Source organism: Hyphomicrobium denitrificans ATCC 51888, assembly GCF_000143145.1.
Taxonomy (GTDB): Bacteria; Pseudomonadota; Alphaproteobacteria; order Rhizobiales; family Hyphomicrobiaceae; genus Hyphomicrobium_B; species Hyphomicrobium_B denitrificans.
This window is the reverse complement of the sequence record NC_014313.1, coordinates 1,618,852-1,637,938: the sequence shown is the minus strand read 5'-3', so window position 1 is coordinate 1,637,938 and position 19,087 is coordinate 1,618,852. Positions and strand designations below refer to the sequence as shown.

Annotated in this window: 24 protein-coding genes; 12 read left to right on the top strand and 12 right to left on the bottom strand. The window is 60.3% G+C overall.

Translation table 11 applies throughout. From position 1 onward, the window contains the following. Positions 1-43: 43 nt before the first annotated feature. Complete coding sequence (locus HDEN_RS07930; protein ID WP_013215582.1) at positions 44-1,012, top strand: quinoprotein relay system zinc metallohydrolase 2; 969 nt, start codon at positions 44-46, stop codon at positions 1,010-1,012. 177 nt (positions 1,013-1,189) lie between these two features. On the opposite strand, the gene HDEN_RS07925 is transcribed toward HDEN_RS07930, so the two are convergent. From HDEN_RS07925 to HDEN_RS07910, 4 genes are all read right to left on the bottom strand, one after another. Then, positions 1,190-1,552 (bottom strand): hypothetical protein, encoded by a 363-nt coding sequence (locus tag HDEN_RS07925; RefSeq protein ID WP_013215581.1) that lies wholly within the window; start codon positions 1,550-1,552, stop codon positions 1,190-1,192. Next, a complete protein-coding gene (locus HDEN_RS07920) occupies positions 1,549-2,232 on the bottom strand; it encodes a hypothetical protein (RefSeq protein WP_013215580.1) in 684 nt (227 codons plus the stop codon). The genes HDEN_RS07925 and HDEN_RS07920 overlap by 4 nt, the downstream gene beginning before the upstream one ends. Positions 2,233-2,409: 177 nt before the next feature. Beyond that, positions 2,410-3,360, bottom strand: a complete 951-nt coding sequence (locus HDEN_RS07915; RefSeq protein WP_013215579.1) for a beta-propeller fold lactonase family protein — start codon at positions 3,358-3,360, stop codon at positions 2,410-2,412. Beyond that, the gene (locus HDEN_RS07910; RefSeq protein WP_013215578.1) at positions 3,360-3,914 is read right to left on the bottom strand and encodes an SRPBCC family protein; all 555 of its coding nucleotides are present in this window, start codon (positions 3,912-3,914) and stop codon (positions 3,360-3,362) included. The genes HDEN_RS07915 and HDEN_RS07910 overlap by 1 nt, the downstream gene beginning before the upstream one ends. 222 nt (positions 3,915-4,136) lie before the next feature. Here HDEN_RS07910 and HDEN_RS07905 point away from each other — a divergent pair, with 222 nt between their 5' ends. From HDEN_RS07905 to HDEN_RS07885, 5 genes are all read left to right on the top strand, one after another. Next, positions 4,137-5,423, top strand: a complete 1,287-nt coding sequence (locus HDEN_RS07905) for a formylmethanofuran dehydrogenase subunit B (RefSeq protein WP_013215577.1) — start codon at positions 4,137-4,139, stop codon at positions 5,421-5,423. Positions 5,424-5,443: 20 nt separating this feature from the next. Beyond that, positions 5,444-7,108 carry a formylmethanofuran dehydrogenase subunit A gene (locus HDEN_RS07900; protein WP_013215576.1) on the top strand — a complete coding sequence of 555 codons (1,665 nt, stop codon included), beginning with the start codon at positions 5,444-5,446 and terminating at the stop codon, positions 7,106-7,108. Beyond that, complete coding sequence (gene fhcD / locus HDEN_RS07895) at positions 7,105-8,007, top strand: formylmethanofuran--tetrahydromethanopterin N-formyltransferase (protein ID WP_013215575.1); 903 nt, start codon at positions 7,105-7,107, stop codon at positions 8,005-8,007. Before HDEN_RS07900 ends, fhcD begins: the two co-directional genes overlap by 4 nt. Beyond that, positions 8,007-8,816, top strand: coding sequence for a formylmethanofuran dehydrogenase subunit C (locus HDEN_RS07890; protein WP_013215574.1), 810 nt, complete (start codon positions 8,007-8,009; stop codon positions 8,814-8,816). Before fhcD ends, HDEN_RS07890 begins: the two co-directional genes overlap by 1 nt. Positions 8,817-8,930: 114 nt before the next feature. Beyond that, the gene (locus tag HDEN_RS07885) at positions 8,931-9,188 is read left to right on the top strand and encodes a hypothetical protein (RefSeq protein WP_013215573.1); all 258 of its coding nucleotides are present in this window, start codon (positions 8,931-8,933) and stop codon (positions 9,186-9,188) included. Positions 9,189-9,190: 2 nt separating this feature from the next. Here the strand turns inward: HDEN_RS07885 and HDEN_RS07880 are convergent, their stop codons facing one another. Further along, complete coding sequence (locus HDEN_RS07880) at positions 9,191-9,973, bottom strand: DUF1194 domain-containing protein (RefSeq protein WP_013215572.1); 783 nt, start codon at positions 9,971-9,973, stop codon at positions 9,191-9,193. Between the two features lie 228 nt (positions 9,974-10,201). Here HDEN_RS07880 and HDEN_RS07875 point away from each other — a divergent pair, with 228 nt between their 5' ends. The 4 genes from HDEN_RS07875 to HDEN_RS07860 all read left to right on the top strand — a co-directional run bounded on the left by HDEN_RS07875 (position 10,202) and on the right by HDEN_RS07860 (position 14,046). After that, positions 10,202-11,938, top strand: coding sequence for a cytochrome c biogenesis protein DipZ (locus HDEN_RS07875; protein WP_013215571.1), 1,737 nt, complete (start codon positions 10,202-10,204; stop codon positions 11,936-11,938). 157 nt (positions 11,939-12,095) lie between these two features. Beyond that, the gene (locus HDEN_RS07870; RefSeq protein WP_013215570.1) at positions 12,096-12,386 is read left to right on the top strand and encodes a GlsB/YeaQ/YmgE family stress response membrane protein; all 291 of its coding nucleotides are present in this window, start codon (positions 12,096-12,098) and stop codon (positions 12,384-12,386) included. A 133-nt stretch (positions 12,387-12,519) separates the two neighbouring features. Further along, positions 12,520-13,251: a hypothetical protein gene (locus tag HDEN_RS07865; RefSeq protein ID WP_041921602.1), complete on the top strand. Its 732-nt coding sequence runs from the start codon at positions 12,520-12,522 to the stop codon at positions 13,249-13,251. 207 nt (positions 13,252-13,458) lie between these two features. Further along, a complete protein-coding gene (locus tag HDEN_RS07860) occupies positions 13,459-14,046 on the top strand; it encodes an HdeD family acid-resistance protein (protein WP_013215568.1) in 588 nt (195 codons plus the stop codon). Positions 14,047-14,135: 89 nt separating this feature from the next. Here HDEN_RS07860 and HDEN_RS07855 read toward each other — a convergent pair whose 3' ends face one another. Next, positions 14,136-14,432: a hypothetical protein gene (locus tag HDEN_RS07855; RefSeq protein ID WP_013215567.1), complete on the bottom strand. Its 297-nt coding sequence runs from the start codon at positions 14,430-14,432 to the stop codon at positions 14,136-14,138. Positions 14,433-14,786: 354 nt separating this feature from the next. On the opposite strand from HDEN_RS07855, the gene HDEN_RS07850 reads away from it, so the two are divergent. Then, positions 14,787-15,182 carry an ankyrin repeat domain-containing protein gene (locus tag HDEN_RS07850; RefSeq protein ID WP_013215565.1) on the top strand — a complete coding sequence of 132 codons (396 nt, stop codon included), beginning with the start codon at positions 14,787-14,789 and terminating at the stop codon, positions 15,180-15,182. A 311-nt stretch (positions 15,183-15,493) separates the two neighbouring features. Here the strand turns inward: HDEN_RS07850 and HDEN_RS07845 are convergent, their stop codons facing one another. Together HDEN_RS07845 and HDEN_RS07840 are read right to left on the bottom strand one after the other, a co-directional pair. After that, positions 15,494-15,754, bottom strand: a complete 261-nt coding sequence (locus HDEN_RS07845; RefSeq protein WP_013214224.1) for a hypothetical protein — start codon at positions 15,752-15,754, stop codon at positions 15,494-15,496. Between the two features lie 39 nt (positions 15,755-15,793). Then, positions 15,794-16,516, bottom strand: a complete 723-nt coding sequence (locus HDEN_RS07840) for a hypothetical protein (RefSeq protein WP_150103159.1) — start codon at positions 16,514-16,516, stop codon at positions 15,794-15,796. 89 nt (positions 16,517-16,605) lie between these two features. On the opposite strand from HDEN_RS07840, the gene HDEN_RS07835 reads away from it, so the two are divergent. Then, positions 16,606-17,091 carry an HNH endonuclease gene (locus tag HDEN_RS07835; protein WP_013214222.1) on the top strand — a complete coding sequence of 162 codons (486 nt, stop codon included), beginning with the start codon at positions 16,606-16,608 and terminating at the stop codon, positions 17,089-17,091. Positions 17,092-17,245: 154 nt separating this feature from the next. Here the strand turns inward: HDEN_RS07835 and HDEN_RS07830 are convergent, their stop codons facing one another. The 4 genes from HDEN_RS07830 to HDEN_RS07815 are packed head-to-tail and all read right to left on the bottom strand — an operon-like array spanning position 17,246 to position 19,065. After that, entirely contained in the window at positions 17,246-17,494 is a 249-nt protein-coding gene (locus HDEN_RS07830) for a hypothetical protein (protein ID WP_013214221.1), read from the bottom strand. Continuing rightward, the gene (locus HDEN_RS17750; protein ID WP_013214220.1) at positions 17,494-18,291 is read right to left on the bottom strand and encodes a TIGR02594 family protein; all 798 of its coding nucleotides are present in this window, start codon (positions 18,289-18,291) and stop codon (positions 17,494-17,496) included. The genes HDEN_RS07830 and HDEN_RS17750 overlap by 1 nt, the downstream gene beginning before the upstream one ends. Continuing rightward, positions 18,288-18,635, bottom strand: a complete 348-nt coding sequence (locus HDEN_RS07820; RefSeq protein WP_013214219.1) for a hypothetical protein — start codon at positions 18,633-18,635, stop codon at positions 18,288-18,290. The genes HDEN_RS17750 and HDEN_RS07820 overlap by 4 nt, the downstream gene beginning before the upstream one ends. Further along, the gene (locus HDEN_RS07815) at positions 18,622-19,065 is read right to left on the bottom strand and encodes a hypothetical protein (protein WP_013215564.1); all 444 of its coding nucleotides are present in this window, start codon (positions 19,063-19,065) and stop codon (positions 18,622-18,624) included. The genes HDEN_RS07820 and HDEN_RS07815 overlap by 14 nt, the downstream gene beginning before the upstream one ends. Positions 19,066-19,087 lie beyond the last annotated feature (22 nt).

The window sequence follows — 19,087 nt, the reverse complement described above, 5'->3', positions numbered from 1 at the left end:
TTTGCAACGATCGGGATTTTCAGCTTATTGCAGAGACATAGCCATGACAGAAAAATCCCGCCTTTTCTCCCGTCCGACGCGCAAAGAATTCCTACGCGGTGCCGCTTCGGCAGCGCTTTTTCCGCTGTTTCCTCGCGTTTCAGTGGCTGAAACATACGAAGCTGAGGTGTCGGAAGTCGCGCCTGGAGTTTTCGTTCACGTCGCGCCCTACGAACTCGTCGAACCGACCAACCACGGCGACATATCCAATTCCTGCATCATCGTCGGTAACGATGCCGTCGCGATTATCGATACCGGCGGCTCGTACCTCGTCGGCAAGGCGCTACGCGCCGCCGCTGCCAAGGTGACCAGCAAGCCGATCCGCTACGTCATCAACACGCACATGCACCCCGATCATGTGCTCGGAAACGCGGCTTTCGAAGGTAACGGTACGGAATTCGTCGGGCACGCCAAGCTCCCGGCTGCGCTTTCGGCGCGCGCGGAAAGCTATCTGCGGACTGCGCAGACGAGGCTCGGAGAAACCGGCTTTGCTGGAACGAAAATCGTCATTCCGACGAAGCTCGTCAGCGATACGTTGGACCTCGATCTCGGAGGGCGCAGTCTGACGCTCAAGGCGCGGGCGACCTCGCATACCGACAATGACCTGACGGTGTTCGACAGCACAACAGGTACGTTCGTGCTAGGCGATCTGCTCTTCTCCGGACACATTCCGACGCTCGACGGCTCCATCGTCGGATGGCTGAAGCTGATCCCGGAACTCATGAACGAAAAAGCTCAGCGCGCGATTCCAGGACACGGGCCGAAATCGATGCCGTGGCCCGACGCGATGCTGCCGCAGCAGCGCTATCTGGAAACGATCGCACGCGATGTCCGCACCTTGATCAAGGACGGTGCGACGCTCGAGCAGGCGCTCAAAACGGCCGGTCAGTCCGAGCGCGACAACTGGCAACTCTTCGCCGAACTCAACGGCATGAACGTCACCGCCGCCTTCACCGAACTCGAGTGGGAATGATGCGCTTGGCGACCGGCTTCCCACAGAGGGGAGTCGCCAAGCGCCAGTAATATTTGCGTCCGGCGGCCGGCTCCGCGAAGCGGAGTCGCCGGACGCAAACCAAACAAGCTCACAGGACGCAACTAAGACTTCGCGTTTGGCGGCCAGCTCTCCGAAGGAGAGTCGTCAAACGCAAAACTAGAAGCAGCGCAACTCGCCTTCGACCTGCGCACGCCGCATGTTTTTGATCTTCTCCTGCATCTGCGGAATTTTCGTCCAGGCGACGTTTTCACCGCCCTTCAAACCGACAGACAACAGTGTCTCGGCTTCTTCATACTCCGCGTAAGGAAGAAGCGACGCGATCTGATCGATCGAGCACGAGCACTTCTCGAGCACGTCGCGCGTCTGACCGTTGACGGCCATGCAGGCGTAAACATAGTCGGCACGCGCGACCGTCGGATATTCGTTCGTCGGCAGTTCCTGCGCTACGGCTATGCCCGCCACCGGAGTTGCAGCTGCGAATATCAGCGCAAAGAGTCTGTGCTTTCCAGTCTTTGTCATTTTACGTCTCCTACACCCTCGAGAGTGGTCGTTTCGAGAAGCGTCGGCGCGGCTTTGTCCGAGTTGCTGATATCTGCGATCACCCGCGCCAGATGTCCCGGAATTTTATCGGAGAGGGCGATCTTGAACGTCGAGTTTTCAAATCCGCCCATCTTCGACTTCGAGGGGTCATCCGCATAAGGCGTCGCGGTGATCTCATAGCCGTCGACCTCAGCGCCCTTATACAAGATCTTGACGGGGGCAATCGTTGCACGCTCCGCCAGATAGCGGCTGAAAGTGTTCTTCAGATACGCGCTGTCGCCACCCGCAAGCTGGCGGAAGTGCGAAACGGCGTTGTCGAGGCACACGACCATCATCGGGTTGCCGTCCATGCCGGTAATGCGCTGCGGATCGCGCGCGCGATCGCCGGTGTACATCTGCACGATGACGTTTTTCTTCCCCTCCGTCGCGTCGCTTTCAACGGTCACCGTGATGTCGTCGGTGTAGCCCGCGCCGAGCATCTGCTCGTTGGACGGTTTGCGATTGAATTTGTAATCGAGCACCGTGCCAACGGCGATGTTGGAGATATGCGGGCTATTGAAAAGAAGATCGGTCGGCTTCGGCAGATCGGAGGCGCCCGCCGCTGCGGGAACGAGCAAGGCAAACAGTGCGAGTGCAACAACGGGAATTCTCAATGTCACGGGTTCCTCCAGGCGTCCAAACTTGCTTGTTTTTCCCGCTCTTTAGCCTTAGCTCCGCGGATTGACCAGCTATCGTCGGAATATCCGGTAACTGCGGCTGCCGGGCGGTTGGGTAAGTTTGGCAGCAAGATGCCGGAAGAAGCCCCCGCGCGGAACTTAAAACCGCGTAACCTCGCGCTAGCGCAGGAATTTCCCGAACGCGCGGGGCCCGTCGCCGACGTCGGCCTTGCCGGTAACCTTGAGCGTGTCCGCATCGAGCCGGATCAGCACGTTGTCACCCCAGCACGCCACGTACACATCGCCCCCCGATGCATCGGCCTCGATCCCCTCGGGGTGATCGCAGAGCCGGACGGTCTTGATCGGCGATAACGTTCCGAGATCGAAAACGGTGATGCCGCCGCCGTATTGGTCCGTCGAGAAGCCCCGGCCCCGCGCCAGCGCGACCGCATACGGTCGGCGTCCGGTCGGGATCGTGCCGATAAGACGCCGGGCGGCGATATCGATGACGCTGACGTTATTGCTTTTGACGTTGGCGATATAAGCACGCTCGCCTTTTGCATCGATCGTAACGCCGAAGGGGCGCTGACCCGCCGGTATCGACGCGACGCGTGTCCGCGCCGCGATGTCGATGATCGAGATGGAGTCGCTGTCGCGATCGGCGGAGAGAAGGAGACGCCCGTCCGGCGTCACGGCAAGGCCGGACGGCGACTGGCCGACCTCGATCGTCCCCGTAACCGTCAGAGATCGCGCGTCGACGACGATCACCCGGTGCGAGAACCAGTCGGCGACATAAACCTCGGGTAGCGAGGGATGCGCGGCAATACCAAGCGGCCCGCCGCCTAAGGCCAGCCGCCGCGTCACGACGCGCGAAACCGCATCGACCTCGACGAGTTCCTTGCTGTCGGGCGCCGTGACGTAGGCCTTCGTCCGGTCTGGCGACAGCGCGATGCCGGCCGGCTTGCCGCCGATCGCGAGGGTCGCGACGCTTTTCATCGTCGCGAGATCGACGAACGACAGACTGTCGGCCGGTTGATTGGTGGTCAACGCTTCGGCCGCCAGCGCGACGGGTTGCTGTCCGCACAGGGCGAGAAAAGCAACCGCCACGCCGGCGCGAATGCGATGCAGCACTACTTGCCGCCTTCGAGCTTGGCCTTCACGGCTTCGAGCGTGCTCTTATAGAGATCGGTAACCGCCTTTTTCGACGCCTCGTCGTTAAGCTCCGGCGGCGGATCGTTATTCATGAAGCCGCGATAGAACGCGCCCTTCCATTCCAGCGTCGACTTGTCCGCGCCGTTCGCCGTCACCGTCACGTGTGACGAATAATCGTTAACCGGCAGAACCTTTACGTCGACCTTGGTGATCTCGTAGCTAAAGGTCATTTCCTTGGCGTCATAGGCATCGAGCGCCTCTTCGACGACGCCGCCGCCCTGGAGCGTCAGCGTGCGTTTCGCGCCGTCATTGCCCGTTCCGCTCGCCGGCGTGTTGTCGCCGGTGCCTTCGGTCTTGGCGACGGCTGGGATCCAGCTTGCGTCCTGGAAGTTGCCGACGAGGGCCCAGACTTTCTCAGCAGGCGCATTGATTTCAATGGATTCCGTAACTTTCTGGCGCGACGGACCATGAGCCCAGGCCACGATCGGCAGAGAACTCAAGATCGCGGCCGCGATCGCCAAGCGTTTCAACATGCAATTCCTCCGGAGACTTCAGTTGCAAGAGTCCGATGTGGGCCTTTCGGCTGACCACGGACGGCAGGCGCGCCAGACTTCACCCCGAGACGGCAAATTGTATCGCACCGTGCCGAAGCCCCTTAGCACGCTTGACCACCAGGGTGAGAGTTGGTTTACCTCCCGCATTATACGAATGTCGAATCCCGGTGGGTAGCGTCCTTGGCTCTGAGAGGTGATGGATTGGAATCCGAAAAGTCGAGGAACGGCGTAAATCATTTCGAGAATATAGCGTGTCCCTTCTGCGGTATCGCTTGTGACGACCTCGAGATCGGCCCCTCCGCCAGCGGCAGCCTGAAGGTTCTCAAGAACGGCTGCGCGCGGTCCGTCGCCGGGTTCGGGCGCCCCCTGGTTGAACCCAACCCTGAGGTCGATGGCAAAAGCGTTTCTCTCGAAGAAGCGGTCGCGACGGCCGCGAAGCTGATCCGCGAGAGCCGCCTGCCGGTCTTCAGCGGTCTCGGAACGGGCGTCGAAGGTGTGCGCGCCGTCATGGCGCTGGCCGAAGCCGGCGGTGGCGTCGTCGATCACGCCTTGAGCGTATCCGCCTATCGCAATACTCGCGTCATGCAGTCGAGCGGCTGGCTGACGACGTCTCTCACCGAGGCGCGCAACCGCGCCGATCTTTTCATCATCGCCGGTAGCGACATCCACAAGAGCAACCCGCGCTTCTTCGAGCGCGTCGTCTGCAACGAAGCCTCGATGTTCTCCGACAATCCGCCGAAGCGGACCGTCGTTTTCCTCGGCGAAGGACTGGACCCGTCCGCCGCCACTGGGCCTCGCGTCGGCGAAGTCGTGACGATCCCGTGCAAGACGGATCGCGTCGGCGAAATCCTGGACGCAATGCGCGCGATTCAGAAGGGCGCCATTATCACCGATGAAACCATCGGCGGCGTCCCGCGCGCAACCGTTGAAGACCTGTTCGCGCGCTTCAAGGCGGCGAGCTACAGCGTCGTCGTCTGGAACCCGGCGAGCTTCGATTTCGCAGGCGGCGATCTGACCGTTCAGGCGATCTGCGAATTCATCAAGGAAGCCAACGCCACGACACGTTCCGCCGGATTGGCGCTTGGCGGCAATGAAGGCTTGCCCTCTGCCGTCTCGGTATGCGCCTGGCAGTCGGGTTACCCGCTCCGTGTCTCCTACGCGAATGGCAAGCCCGAATACGACGCCGATCTCTACGATGCCGAGCGTATGCTAGCGGCCAAGGAAAGCGATTTGCTCGTCTGGCTCGCATCGATCGGCGACGATCTCGTCCCGCCCGAAACCGATGTAACGACGATCGTTCTCGGCACACCCGGATTGAAGCTCAGCCGCAAACCGAAAGTCTTCATTCCGGTCGGCACACCCGGCGTCGATCATGCCGAACGCGTCATCCGCGTCGACAACGTCGTTTCGCTGCCATTGCGCCAGCTTCGCCAGTCCAAGCTGCCGTCCGCCATGGACGTTCTCGCCTCCATCCAAGCCGCCCTCTAGGCCAACATTCGAGATCAAGAATGCTCATCAAGCTAACAGGCGGCCGCATCTACGATCCTGCGAACGGGATCGATGGCGAGGTTCGCGATATCTTCATCGAGAACGGCCGTATCGTTGACCCGTCTCCGAACGCGAAAGTCGCGCACGAATATCCGGTGCACGGGCGCGTGATCATGGCGGGCGGCATCGATCCGCATTCGCACATCGGCGGCGGCAAGATGACGATCGCCCGCATGATGCTGCCCGAGGATCACATCGGCCAGGAAGTCGAGCGCACCGACATCACGCGCGCCGGCGTCGGCCATGCAATTCCCTCGACGATGACGGCCGGCTATCGCTACGCCGAGATGGGCTACACGGCGGCATTCGAGCCGGCGATGCTTCCGGCAAACGCGCGCCAGGCGCACATGGAACTCGCCGATACCGCGATCATCGACAAGGGCGCGTTCGCGATGCTCGGGTCGGACGATTTCTTCCTGCGCCAGCTCGCGGGCAAGCAGGATTTCTCGGCGATCAAGGATTACATCGCCTGGACGATGCATGCGACGCAGGCGATTGCCGTCAAGGTCGTCAATCCCGGCGGCATCAGCGCCTTCAAGTTCAACCAGCGCAAGCTCGATCTCGACGAGAAGCATGTCTATTACGGCGTCACGCCGCGTGACATCATCCTCGCGCTGGCGCGCGGCCTGAAGGAACTCGGCGTCGTCCATCCGATCCACATTCACGGCTGCAACCTCGGCATTCCGGGCGGCGTGGAAACGACGCTCGCGACGATCAAGGGCGCCGAAGGGTTGCCGATCCATCTGACGCACATCCAGTTCCACAGCTACGGCACCGAAGGCGATATGAAGTTTTCGTCTGCCGCCGCTGAGGTTGCCGAGGCGGTCAACACCAATCCGAACGTCTCGTGCGACGTCGGCCAGGTGATGTTCGGCCAGACGTGCACGGCCTCGGGCGACTCCATGCGCCAGTTCGTCAACACCCGCTCGGCCTATCCGAAAAAGTGGGTCGTGATGGACATCGAGTGCGACGCCGGTTGCGGCGTCGTCCCGTTCAAGTATCGCGACAAGAGCTTCGTGAACGCGCTGCAGTGGGCGATCGGCCTTGAGCTGTTCCTGCTGATCAACGACCCGTGGCGTCTGTTCCTGACGACCGACCACCCGAACGGCGGACCGTTCACGTGCTATCCGCACTTGATCCGGTTGCTGATGGATAAAGCGTTCCGCCAGGACGTCATGCAGACGATCAACCAGGACGCGCTGAAGTATTCGACGCTCGCGTCACTCGATCGCGAATACACGCTCTACGAGATCGCAATCATGACGCGTGCCGGACCGGCGCGCAGCCTCGGTCTCGCCGATCGCGGACACTTGGGCGTCGGCGCCTGCGCGGACATCACCGTCTATGACGACAACCCGGACCGCGAAGCGATGTTCGCGACGCCCGAGATGCTGTTCAAGAACGGCGAGCTGATCGTTCGCAACGGCAAGATCATCAAGGCGGTGAACGGCGCGACGCACGTCGCACGCCCCTCCTACGATCGCGGCATCGAACGCCAGCTGAAGCGCTACTTCGACGACTACAATACCGTGCGGATGGAAAACTTCCGCGTGTCGGATGAAGAGATTCTAGACCATGGCCGCGGCTCCCTTATCATCCAACCGACGAAGGCGCGCTTAGCATGAGCAAGACGGTCAACGGTGTCGAAATCGACGATACCTTCGCCGAAGCCTTCGGCATGAGCGGCACCGGCATCATCATCACCGCCGATACCCTGAAATGGGCGCGGATCGCGGCAACCGTCGCCACCGGCTTCGGCACATCCGTCATTGGCTGCGGCGCCGAATGCGGCATCGACAAGGAACTCAGCCCCGACGAGACGCCCGACGGCCGCCCCGGCGTCCGCATTCTGATCTTCGGCTTTTCGCCGGATGCGCTCATACCGCAAATTCGCAACCGCATCGGCCAGTGCGTCCTGACGAGCCCGGGCTCGGCCTGCTTCTCAGGGTTGAAAGCCGCGCAATCGCTCGGCCTCGGCAAGGCGCCGCGCTATTTCGGCGACGGCTATCAGACATCCAAGAAACTCGGCGACAGCCGCTACTGGCGTGTTCCGGTCATGGATGGCGAGTTCGTCATCGAGGAAGAAACCGGCGTCACGACGGAAGCCGTCGGCGGCGGCAACATGCTGATCCTCGGCACCGACCGCGCCGGACTGCTCCAGACGGCGGAAGAAGCCGTCGACGCGATCGCCAAGATCGACGACGTGATCACGCCCTTCCCCGGCGGCATCGTGCGCTCCGGCAGTAAAGTCGGAGCCAAATACGCGGGCATGTTTGCGTCGACCAACCACGCCTTCTGCCCGACGCTGCGCGGAACGGTCAAAAGCGAGCTCAGCGCCGACACGCTCGCCGTCCTCGAAATCGTCATCGACGGCCTCACCTCGAAATCGGTTGCTGACGCGATGCGCGCCGGTCTGAAGGCCGTAACGGACACCGGCGCCAAACGCGGCGTCACCCGCATCACTGCCGGCAACTACGGCGGCAAGCTTGGTCAGCACCACTACCATTTGAAGGATCTGATCTGATGAGCGGCCTCACGCTGCGCCTCAAGGCGCCCGCGACAGCGCGGATCAATCTCGACGGCATCACGCCCGCCGTTCTGTCGAAGCTGTCTGAACACTCGATCGGTCTGATCAATATCGGTATCGATAAAGGCGGATTGGCTCTTGGTGACGCATTTGACATCAGCGGTAGCCCGGGCGAAACGCTGACGATCGAAGGCGCAACCGCCAACCTCGACTTTGTCGGCGGCGGCCTCGACAGCGGCACGCTCCGCGTCGTCGGCGACGTCGGCTCCTACGCCGGCCGCAAGATGAAAGGCGGAAAGCTCGAGATTCGCGGCAACGCCGGACACTACCTCGCGTCCGGATCGACCGGCGGTTTCATCCATGTCTCGGGCAACGCGGGCGACAACGCCGGCGGTTTCATTCCCGGCGATCGCTTCGGCATGCTCGGCGGCACGGCAGTGATCGGCGGCAACATCGGCGCCCGCGCGGGGGACAAGATGCGGCGTGGCACGATCCTCGTCAAAGGCAAGACGGGCGAAGGTGCCGGCTCGCGCATGATCGGCGGAACGATTTGGGCGGAAGGCGGCATCGGTCCCCGTCCCGGCTTCATGATGCGGCGCGGCACCCTGATCGGACCGAGCGTCGAAAGCCTGCTGCCGACGTTCGTCGACTGCGGCAAACACGATCTCGTGATCGTGCGCGTCATCTCGAAGTATCTGAAGGACACGCTCGGCGCTCTCGCTCCGGCGCCTATGCCCTTGTTTGTCCGTAAGATTGGCGGTGACATGGCCACAATCGGTCGCGGTGAAATCCTTCTGCCTGCGTAGCAACTCTACGCATCCGCGCGCGGCTGGCACGTAATACCCTCGACGGCGTTGACGTAGTAGGGTTTCAAACCCGGCGCGAGTTGCAGCGACCGTTCCTTCTGTGAGCGGGCGAACATGGAAATCGCGCCGGAATTGCGTGATCTTTCGCTCGCTCCGAGGGCTTCGAACCAAATGCTCGCAATCGTCCTGTCGGCCTGCATGGCCAATCAGCCGTCCGTCTGCAGGGACTACAAAATCCCGATCAAGGAAGGTATCGACGCCATGCACTGCATGACGGACGCGCCGCCTTACTTCGCGCAGTGGAACGAGGATCACCCCGGCTGGCAGATCAAGCGCTGGCGGTGCGCCTCGACGAGCGAGGACGACATCTGAGGCTAGCGAGCGGCACTCGCGACCGACGTCAAATTCGGCGGCGGAAGAACGCCGCTCACCTCGATCACGAATTTCTGGCGAATGGCGCGTTCGAAGTCTGAATAACCAAGCGCTGGAAGCACGAAACTTCCCGGCCCCGCCATGACGTGCTCGCGGTACCATTGCTCGAGCGGCGGCTTGCCGCCCGGCACGGCCTTGGGCAGCAGCGCGCCGGCGTCCGGCGTATCCAGCAAAATCGGCAGGCCATTGATGGTCACGCCGTTCGCCACGAGCTCATCGCGAACTTTTTCGATCGGCTCGTCGGCATTGCAGTTGTCCGGCCCATCCCCCGATACGTCGATGACGATGCGCGCGGCTTTGGCCGGAATTTGCGGCACGATCTTATCGTTCGCCGAACGCAGCATGCGCGTCATGCACGTGAATTCGCCGCCTTGATGCGGCAGCTTGCGAACGCGTTGCGCAGCCGCCAGCGCATCCGCCTTGTTCGCGATGCGGATCCACGGAATGACGAGCGCCGGTTTGTCGGCCCACGACACCATGGAGAACAGGATGCCACCGCTCGACCCGCCTGTGATCGCCTCGATCACGCCAGGGTCTTCGAGAGCTTTCGCAATGCCTTCCATCTGCAGTTTGTAGCGCGCCTCGTCGACGGAATTCGATACGTCGACGGAAACGACGAGCGCAGTATCGACCGGAGCGGCGTCGTTCGCTGCGTTCGTGCCACCGGAAAGCAATGCGGTCGCAATCCCAAGGACCGCGCCAAGCGCCGATTTCAAATGTTTCATCACGCTTGGACTATCGATCCTGCCTGTTGTGAGCGAAGTTGCGAGAGCCTAGCAAACGGTGTTTCGCGCGCCAAGCTCGGATCCCGGCCGTCGCCACTGGCCGAAGGGTCTAATCCGTCCCTGCCAGAGCGTCAGGCGGAGACAATGCCGTAACGTCGCCGTGCGCGCGCGCGTAGACGTTGTGCTCGCGAGGCTCGGGGCTTCGGCGTACAGATATGGTGAACCGGCATGCTTCTCATCCTTCTCGCTTATATCGGCGGAATTCTCACAATCGTCAGCCCGTGCATTTTACCTGTGCTGCCGTTCGTCTTTTCACGCGCCGGTCAGCCATTCCTCAGGAGCGGATTACCGATCCTCGCCGGTATGGCGGCAACCTTCGCACTGGTGGCCTCGCTTGCCGCGATCGGCGGAGGTTGGACCGTTGCCGCCAACGATTATGGCCGCATCATCGCGCTCATCATCATGGCTGTCTTCGGGTTGACGCTGATCTTCCCGGAAGTGTCGGAACGCCTGTCGCGCCCTGCCGTCGCGCTCGGAAATCGCTTGGCACAAAAAGCCGAAGCGAACGGCGAACAATCATCACCCTGGTCATCGCTGTTGCTCGGCGTTGCGACGGGACTTCTTTGGGCGCCCTGCGCCGGACCGGTTCTAGGCTTGATTTTGACCGGTGCGGCGCTCGAAGGCGCGAGCGCGCGCACGACACTCCTCCTCGCAGCCTACGCAGCCGGAGCCGCGACATCGCTCGCGCTGGCGCTGTTTGCGGGCGGACGCATCTTCAACGCGATGAAAAGCTCGCTCGGCACGGGCGAATGGGTTCGTCGCGGACTAGGCGTTGCTGTTCTCGTCGCCGTCGTCGCGATCGGAGCCGGCGCCGATACCGGATTGCTGACACGACTGTCGCTTGCGAGCACAGCGCCGCTGGAGCAGCGCCTCGTCGACATGCTTCATCGCACGCCCGGTGCGAGCACCGATAGCGAGCTAGCCGCTGCGTCGGAAACATTGCCCATCGAAGGCCGTGCGCCTGCACTGACCGGCGCCGTCGACTGGCTGAATTCAAAGCCGCTCACGCCTGACGATTTGAAGGGCAAGGTGGTGCTCGTCGACTTCTGGACGTACTCCTGCATCAACTGCCTTAGAAGCATCCCCTACGTTCGCGCCTGGGCCGAAAAATACAAAGATCAGGGTCTCGTTGTCGTCGGCGTGCATTCTCCCGAATTCGCGTTCGAGAAGAATGTCGCGAATGTCCGAAATGCCATCTCCGATCTCAAGATCGCGTACCCGGTCGCCGTCGACAATAATTTCGCGATCTGGCGCGCCTTCAAAAATCAGTATTGGCCCGCGCACTACTTCATCGATGCCAACGGCAACATTCGTCATCATCACTTCGGCGAAGGCGGCTACGCGGCCTCGGAGCGCGTCATTCAAAAGCTTCTGGCCGAAGCCGGCAAAGCGAACGTCGCCGATGGAACGGTGAGCGTCTCTGCCTCGGGCGTCGAAGCCGCATCAGTATTCGCGAACGTCGCGTCGCCGGAAACGTACGTCGGCTATGCGCGAGCCGCGAACTTCGTGTCCGCCGACGGCGCTCCACGCGACACGGCGCACACCTACAGCGGCGAACCGAAAACGCTGAACGAATGGAGCTTGAATGGAAACTGGACCATCGCAGCCCAGCATGCCGCGCTCAATACCGCGGGCGGCAGCATCGTCTATCGCTTCCGCGCGCGCGATCTGCATCTCGTTCTGGGTCCCAGTGCCGACAAGAAACCCATTCGCTTTCGCGTGACGATCGACGGCAAAGAGCCCGGCGACAGTCACGGCTTTGACGTCGCTCCCGACGGCAGTGGAACGGTGACGGAAGACAAGCTTTACCAGCTCGTCCGGCAGAGCGGCGATATTCGAGAGCGCACTTTCGCAATCGAGTTTCTCGATCCCGGCGTCAACGCTTACGCCTTTACGTTCGGCTGATCGACCACATGACCTAGCAACATCGCGCGAAATGAACACTTGAACACACCTGGCACGATCCCGTTAACCCTCATCGGGCGACGGCATGCGCCGTAAACTATTCTGGGTTTGCAAATCGGTGTAGGATTTCGGCGGGCGCGAACGCTGGAGTCGCAACATGCCGACACTCGACCAGTTTATCGTCTGGCTTGTCATCGGTCTCATCGGTGGCGCCTTGGCCGGATCGCTCAGCACGTGGAGTAAACAGGGTTTCGGACGTGCGAAGAATCTCGCGCTCGGATTGGCCGGCGCTTTGATCGGCGGCTTTCTGTTCCGCGTCCTTGGCGTTTTTCCGGATCTCGATAAGTACTCGATTTCTTTGCGCGACGTGATTGCCGCGGTCATCGGCTCGCTCATCGTGCTGGCCGCAATCTGGTTTTACCAGCGATCGGCGCTGCCTCGAGTTTAGCCGATTTCGCCATCTGGCGCAGGCCTCAGGGCCGTATTCAGTGGACCTGAACCGCTTACGCGCATATGACACGGCCTCAAGGGGCATATCTGGAACTATGTGAGGTATTGCGCAGTACAGATAGCTCTGAGCCATGACCAGAACACTCGCTTTAGCAGCGGCAGCCCTGATGCTGTCCGTCTCCAACGCCTCAGCCATCGGGTTTATGACCCAGATGAGCTGCGCAAGCGACTATTATGCCTACTGCAGCCAATTCCAGGTCGGATCGAAAGAGCTGCGCATCTGCATGCGGCGCGCTGGCCCGAAGCTTTCGAAGTCCTGCCTCAATGCGCTGATCGCCGACGGCGAAGTTTCAAAGGCCGAGGTCGAGCGGACGCGTCAGGAAATCCTTGCCGCGAAGAACGCCGGTAAGCAGCCGCCCGCCAAACAGAAAACCGAAGAACCGAAACAGAAGCGGACCGAGATCGCGAAAGCCGACGACGCTGCGCCGAAAGCGCGCGAAGAGAAAAAAGCCGATAAAGCCGATAAGGAGCGCGGCACTCCTCACAAAGCCGAAAAGCTCACGCTCAACGAGCAAACCTTCGCTGCGCTGAAACAACGGCAACCGAAATTCATCGAGGAAGCGTCGGCCGAAGAGATGCCGCCTCCTCGCGATGCGAACAAACGCGCGGACACGCCCACCGCAAAATCAACGGCGTCCAGAAGCGACGACACGCAGAACGATATGCGCGCCAAAAGTCACAAGAAAAAGACGGCAAAGAAATCGAAAGCCGAAACTCCGGCCTCGAAAAAGAAAGCGAAACACGCTGAGAAACAAGAAAAGCAGCGCTCCGCAAAGCGAAACAAGCGTCTGACCAATGAATAATGATCGGGTATCCGCCTGCGCGGTCTCCCAGACCCTCGAAAACAATGCTATATCTCGTTGGATTTCGATGTCGTATTTCCGTTTTTATTTACCAACGTCCGTTTCAGCCGCAGCCTGATGATCTCCGCGATTGACGGCATCGCGGCCAGTCGTGAAACTGAATACACGGTTTGATCCTTTCCAAGCTTCAGCTTTAGAGAGGTTGACATGGCAACACGCACATATCCTCCCGGCACCGTTCTTATGCGTCCCATGCTTGATGGCTTGGCTCGTAACTGGTGGCTCATTCTGTTGCGCGGCATCTGCGCCATCATCTTCGGGCTACTGACGATCATGTGGCCCGGACTGTCGCTTTTGACGCTCGTCATTCTCTACGGCGTGTTCGCTCTGTTCGACGGAGGCTTCGCGATCGGCGCCGCGATCATGGGCGATACGCCGACACCACGCTGGTGGCTGGCACTCGTCGGCGTGCTTGGCATTCTGGCCGGCGCAGTCACGTTAGCCTGGCCTGGCATTACAGGACTGGTGCTGCTCTACTTCATCGCCGGATGGGCGATCGCCGCGGGCGTGTTCGAAATCGTCGGCGCGATCCGGTTGCGCAAGGAAATCGATGGCGAATGGCTGTTGATCGCCAGCGGTGTCGTCTCGGTGCTGTTCGGTGTTCTGATCCTGATGTTCCCCGGCGCCGGCGCACTCGGCCTCGCCTTCACCATCGGCATCTTTGCGCTGATCTACGGCTTCCTGCTCGTCGGCTTCTCATTGCGTCTGCGCAAGCACGCCGAAGTCCGCATCTGAGGCAAGAGCGATAGATCGAGTACGTTTGCGGCGGCTGTCACGGCCGCCGCATTTTTTTGATTTCACCAGGATTGCGCGGGCGAGCTTGCTTACAAGCAGAGCCAAGCGCCGATGCAGGGTTTAGGCGTCGTCACTTTGCACGCCATCTGCGAGGAATGGCACGTCGTCATGGCCGAGGCATCGTCGCATTTCGTATGAACCGGCCCTTTGCCCACGCGGCCCTGCCCATAGATGACGTTTGCAAGACCATGCGTCGAGAACAGCACGGCGATATCGTGGGTCACCGCCTGGCCGACCGCTCCGATCTTGACGCAATCCGCCTGAGCCGTCGCCGAGAGTGCGAAGACCACAGCAATCGTTGCGAAGCCTAATTTCAGAGACCGCATTTGCCCCTCCAAAAATGATCAATATCGGTCCGGAAACTAGTTGAGCGCGCAAACCCCGACAACAGAATCGGTGCCTTGCAAGGAGGGGCTCCCGTAATGAACCCGGCGAGCGTACCGCTTTTGCCACCATCGGCGTCCGGGGCAGCCATCTCGAAAGACCTGTGCGCAGACGGAGAAGCTCAGGGACAACATGTCCAAACGCACGATCTTCTCTCAAAAATGAAATTGTATATTTATATCGGAAACAACCACGCGACTTTATCGCACCCGCCCGCGCACGACGTTCTCTGCGAGCGAGCAATTTAGTTCGACGATGATTTCACGCCTCGGAAGATCGGAACCAAAGAAGCAAAAATGGAAAAATCTCCGCCACTAGCGCCAGAACTTGTCAGCGAGTTTGTCCGCAAAGCTCATAGCGATATCGACGGCGTGCGCGAATTGCTGGAGATCGAGCCAAAACTCGTCAACGCCAGCTGGGACTGGGGCGATGGCGATTTCGAGTCTGGTCTCGGAGCGGCGGCACACACAGGGCGCCGTGAAATTGCGTTGCTGCTGATCGAGCGCGGCGCGCGCCTCGACATTTTCGCTGCCGCGATGCTCGGGATGCTGGATGTCGTCAAAACAGCGTTGACGGCATGCCCCGACGCCCGGAAATCCTTAGGGGCGCACGGCATCCCCCTCATCGTTCACGCCAAGATGGGCGGAGAACCTGCGCGCGAAGTCTATGAGTTTTTGGAATCGTTGGCGTAAACGCCGCTGGCTCTAGAGGCCGGCTCCGGACAGCCGACATCAGGCGTATTCTCGTTAAGGGATGCTTGGAGAGGTGGCCTGCACATAGGCCCACCCGGGGGCTCGGCGCCAACTCATTAAAAGACTTGGCGCTCCCTACGGGAGTGTCAAAAACGCCAAAGATCAATGACTTAATTGATGGTGGGACGCAAAATGTGCCATCGGTGTTTCTTTGCGTCGCAAGCCGTAGTGTCCCACCTAAACCACCACTATGAACGTCGCTATGGCGAGGCAGACACAAAACACCCACGTCCCGGGGCAGAGGGCAGCCTTCATCGTCCGCCATAGAGCTTGACCAGGGAAGCTGCGAGGGTTGTCCACCCGATCTTGTCCGCGATCGCTGCCAGAACCATCGCTATACCAGCTCCCGCCGCCATGTAATCGCGAGGCTGCCAGGTTGGGCGTCCTTCGGCCCTCTCCGTAGTCTTGGCTCCAAGGTGCCGAAGTTGACCCTGGATGTTCCCTAAGCGGCTTTCCACGCCCAGCATCCAGTTCATAAGCCAGGGCGGAAGCGACCCGGGAGAGTCCTGCATTTGACATGTTCTTTCGTTCCGGTTGTTGGAACGCGGGCACTAGTAGTTCAGGAGAGCGTTACGGGGTTCGTCTTGAGAGGGTGCAAGAGCGTTGCCCCAGATCGACGGAAGGCCGTCTGAGTAGAGGGTTTCGCCCGTCGTGGCGCTGCGGATGCTCCCAGGTTGAAAAACGTTCGTGACAGGCGCCGGATGGCCATAGCTCCCAAGGTCGCCAGAAACGCCCGTGTAGCCCTGTTGTCCAAGCGACTGCTGTGCTGCGACTGGATCTCTCCCATTGCCATGGAGCGCAGTCAGGTAATCATCCACGGATGCAAACGGACCTTGCGCATCGACCGGGAACACGCGTGATCCGGTATCTGTAAGAGCCCGCTCTGAGGCGACGGCGGGGCTTTCAGAGAGATAGACACCGGGGCCGAATGAGCCTTCGGAGCTCGGCTTAAAATTCCGGAAGTCCTCTGCCGCCGCGGTCCCGTGATACATGCGCTGCGGCGCCTCGCGAAGGGCGCCAGATGAAAGCGCTCCTTTTGGTATAGCCGCTGCCGGGTTCATCGCATTCCCGCCGTACATCGACATCAGGAGGGTGCGCATATCGTCGGCATTGCCCGGTGCATCTGGGCCTTGTCCGAAGGTTCCTGGATTGGAAGGCGTGCCGAAGAGACGAGAAAGTGCGTTGATCGGCTCTTGGATCATTCCAGGAATTGCAAGCCCGAGAGATTCCGTTCCGTCCGGGTTTGCGTAGGTCCCGAACGGCAAAAACGACATCCGATATGTTAATTCGGAGTCCTTCTTATTCTGTGGAGGAACGTAATCGGGCATTTCTCGCGATTCCTCGAATTAGATACTCTTCCGATATGGATCAGAAAACACTGAGAGAACTTCTCGACTACGATCCGAACACCGGCGTGTTCTTGTGGAAGATTTCGAGAAGCAATAGAGTCAAGGTCGGAGATGTCGCCGGAAGAACAAACAATACCGGCTACAAAGACATAAGTATTGATAGCAGACGCTATCTCCAACATCGGCTTGCTTGGCTTTACGAGACTGGAGCGTGGCCCGTTGCTGAGATCGACCATATCAATGGCCAGAAAGGCGACAATCGGCTTGCCAATCTTCGCGAGGCCACACGATCCGAAAACCTATATAACCGTAAAAAGCCCCCGAGAAATACATCTGGACTCAAAGGCGTTTGTTGGCGCGCCGATAGAAAGAAGTGGTTTGCGCAGCTACGAGTCAACGGTAATCAGATCAACATCGGTTGCTATGACACGAGAGAAGAGGCGTATTCGGCTTATTTGACAGTCGCCAACCAATACCATCGCGAGTTCGCAAACTTTTAGTTCTTGGCGAGAGCCTCACGAGTTCGGGCAAATGGCGTCGAAGACTTTGTTGTGAGCGACGACCGCGCGCTTCGTCGGCTCGGTGTCGGCCTTGCTCCAGCCTATGGGCTTAAAGGAACGGCAGCCGGAATCGACGGGCACGCTCGAGCAGCCGCTAATCCCTACGGTAGCGATCAGTAAGCCTGTCAGCAGGAAGGGTTTCGACCGAGCGGCGAGCGGCTTGAGCTTTTTCGACATTGGCTTGTGTCCGTTGTTCTATCTTCGCGACTGTCTTTGCCGCTCCGATGCTTCTTTGTTCGTACGCAAACCATGTGATGAGACTGGCGATCAGAGCTCCACCAAGAATGAGTTTGCCGCCAACCTTGTCGAAGAAGAATTCGAGAATGTTTTCGATCACGACCATCAGACCGCTCCCTCCATCTCAGTGACGGGAACCGGCAGCGGCTGCACGCCAGTCGCAGCGTCTTCGTGCCGCCACTTCCTGATCCAATTCGAATTCCAGGCGATGCGCAGCACCCAGTAGGCGCTGAGCGCCGCAACGACGAACCAGATTTTTGAATATGAGAAAGTCGCGAAATCGAACCCTGTCTGAAGGGACGATTTCAATGCGCTTGCCGAATGCGCTAACTGCTCATGCGGTGGCAAAGCATCTGGCAGAGACGGCAAGAGTTGATTGGTTGTATTCGAAATCCCCGTCTTGGCTATGTCGGCTTGAATTGTCTTGGCCGTCGCCGCGATATCCGACACCTGATCGACTTGCTTCTGCGTCACGATCTCAGGCCAGATAAACACCATGTCAGCGGTTCGCTTGAACGTCGCCTCGCAAACCTTGTTCGACTGGTTCCCGCCGACACCGGTTATCGTCGTCTTCGTCCACTTGGTGACGAACGTAACGTGATGGCCTCCGGTCCGCTTCATAATGCAACCGCAGCCGACGCGAGGTTCTGGTATCCGTGTGCCGAACCTTGTCGCCGAGTACGCGAGCAATCGTTCCGCCTTCGGGATAGGCGTCAGATCGGCGCCCGCGCGTTTCAGACACCAGAAATAAAAGGCTGCGCACCAGGCGATCTCATCGGATTTAACGTCGGGCCGATCCACGCCCGCGAAGTAGTTGATGATCGTCGCATTTGCGGCCGGCCCAGCGATCTCTTCGACGTCCGACTGCTCTTGTTCCCATGCGATATCGAGCCATTTAGTCATTCCATCTTCTCCCCCGTGAGGCCCGCCGTCATGTCGTTGACAGCGCCTTCAACGCGTTCAACCTGACTGGTGATGGCTTCGAGCTTTTCCGTGTGAGCGATTGACTCTTCGCTGAGAGCGTCGAGACGCGCGTTAATTCCGGAGAGGTCGACTTCGGCCGCCGGAGCGGTCGGCGCCGGATCGTCCCCGCGCTCGAGCCGGAGCGCCTCCGATATCGCCCGCGCTTCCTGCTCACTGATCCGCCGTGCGTGTTCCGGAGCGCGAGCAACAGCCGCGTGCATCACCCGTTCCGATCCATCCTCTATCGTGACGGCGTACCAGCCCATCTCTTCAGGCTCTCGCATCGAAGTCTCTCCACATGCGCTCTTCATCGATTTGCTGGGCGCGGTCCTCGTCAACCCAGACAGGCCCGCCGTTTCGGCTTCTTCGCCAGGCGGCGCGGTAGGTCCGGTCTTTCGGAAGGTCGTCGATGTCGACAATCTCGATCGCCGTTCCCAAATGTCCGCAGTCCCGTTCCGCGATGATCTCGATCGCCTGCCGCCGGCTGCATCCGCCGGTCATCATCATCCGGGCGTATCGATAAGCGGCTCCGGGCCTCACGCCGCGGGCAAGCATCCGGTTGAACTGGACGATCCAGAACCACCACGCCCGTCCGTGCCAGGGATGAAACGGATCGGCGGCCCCGCGCATCAAATAGCTGATGCCGCTCTCCGCCGGGCAGGTGACGGCGACCGTTCCACCCGTTCTGGTGTCGAGGATCCTCTCCCGCGTCATTGATCGCCGAGCCCCGAGAGAT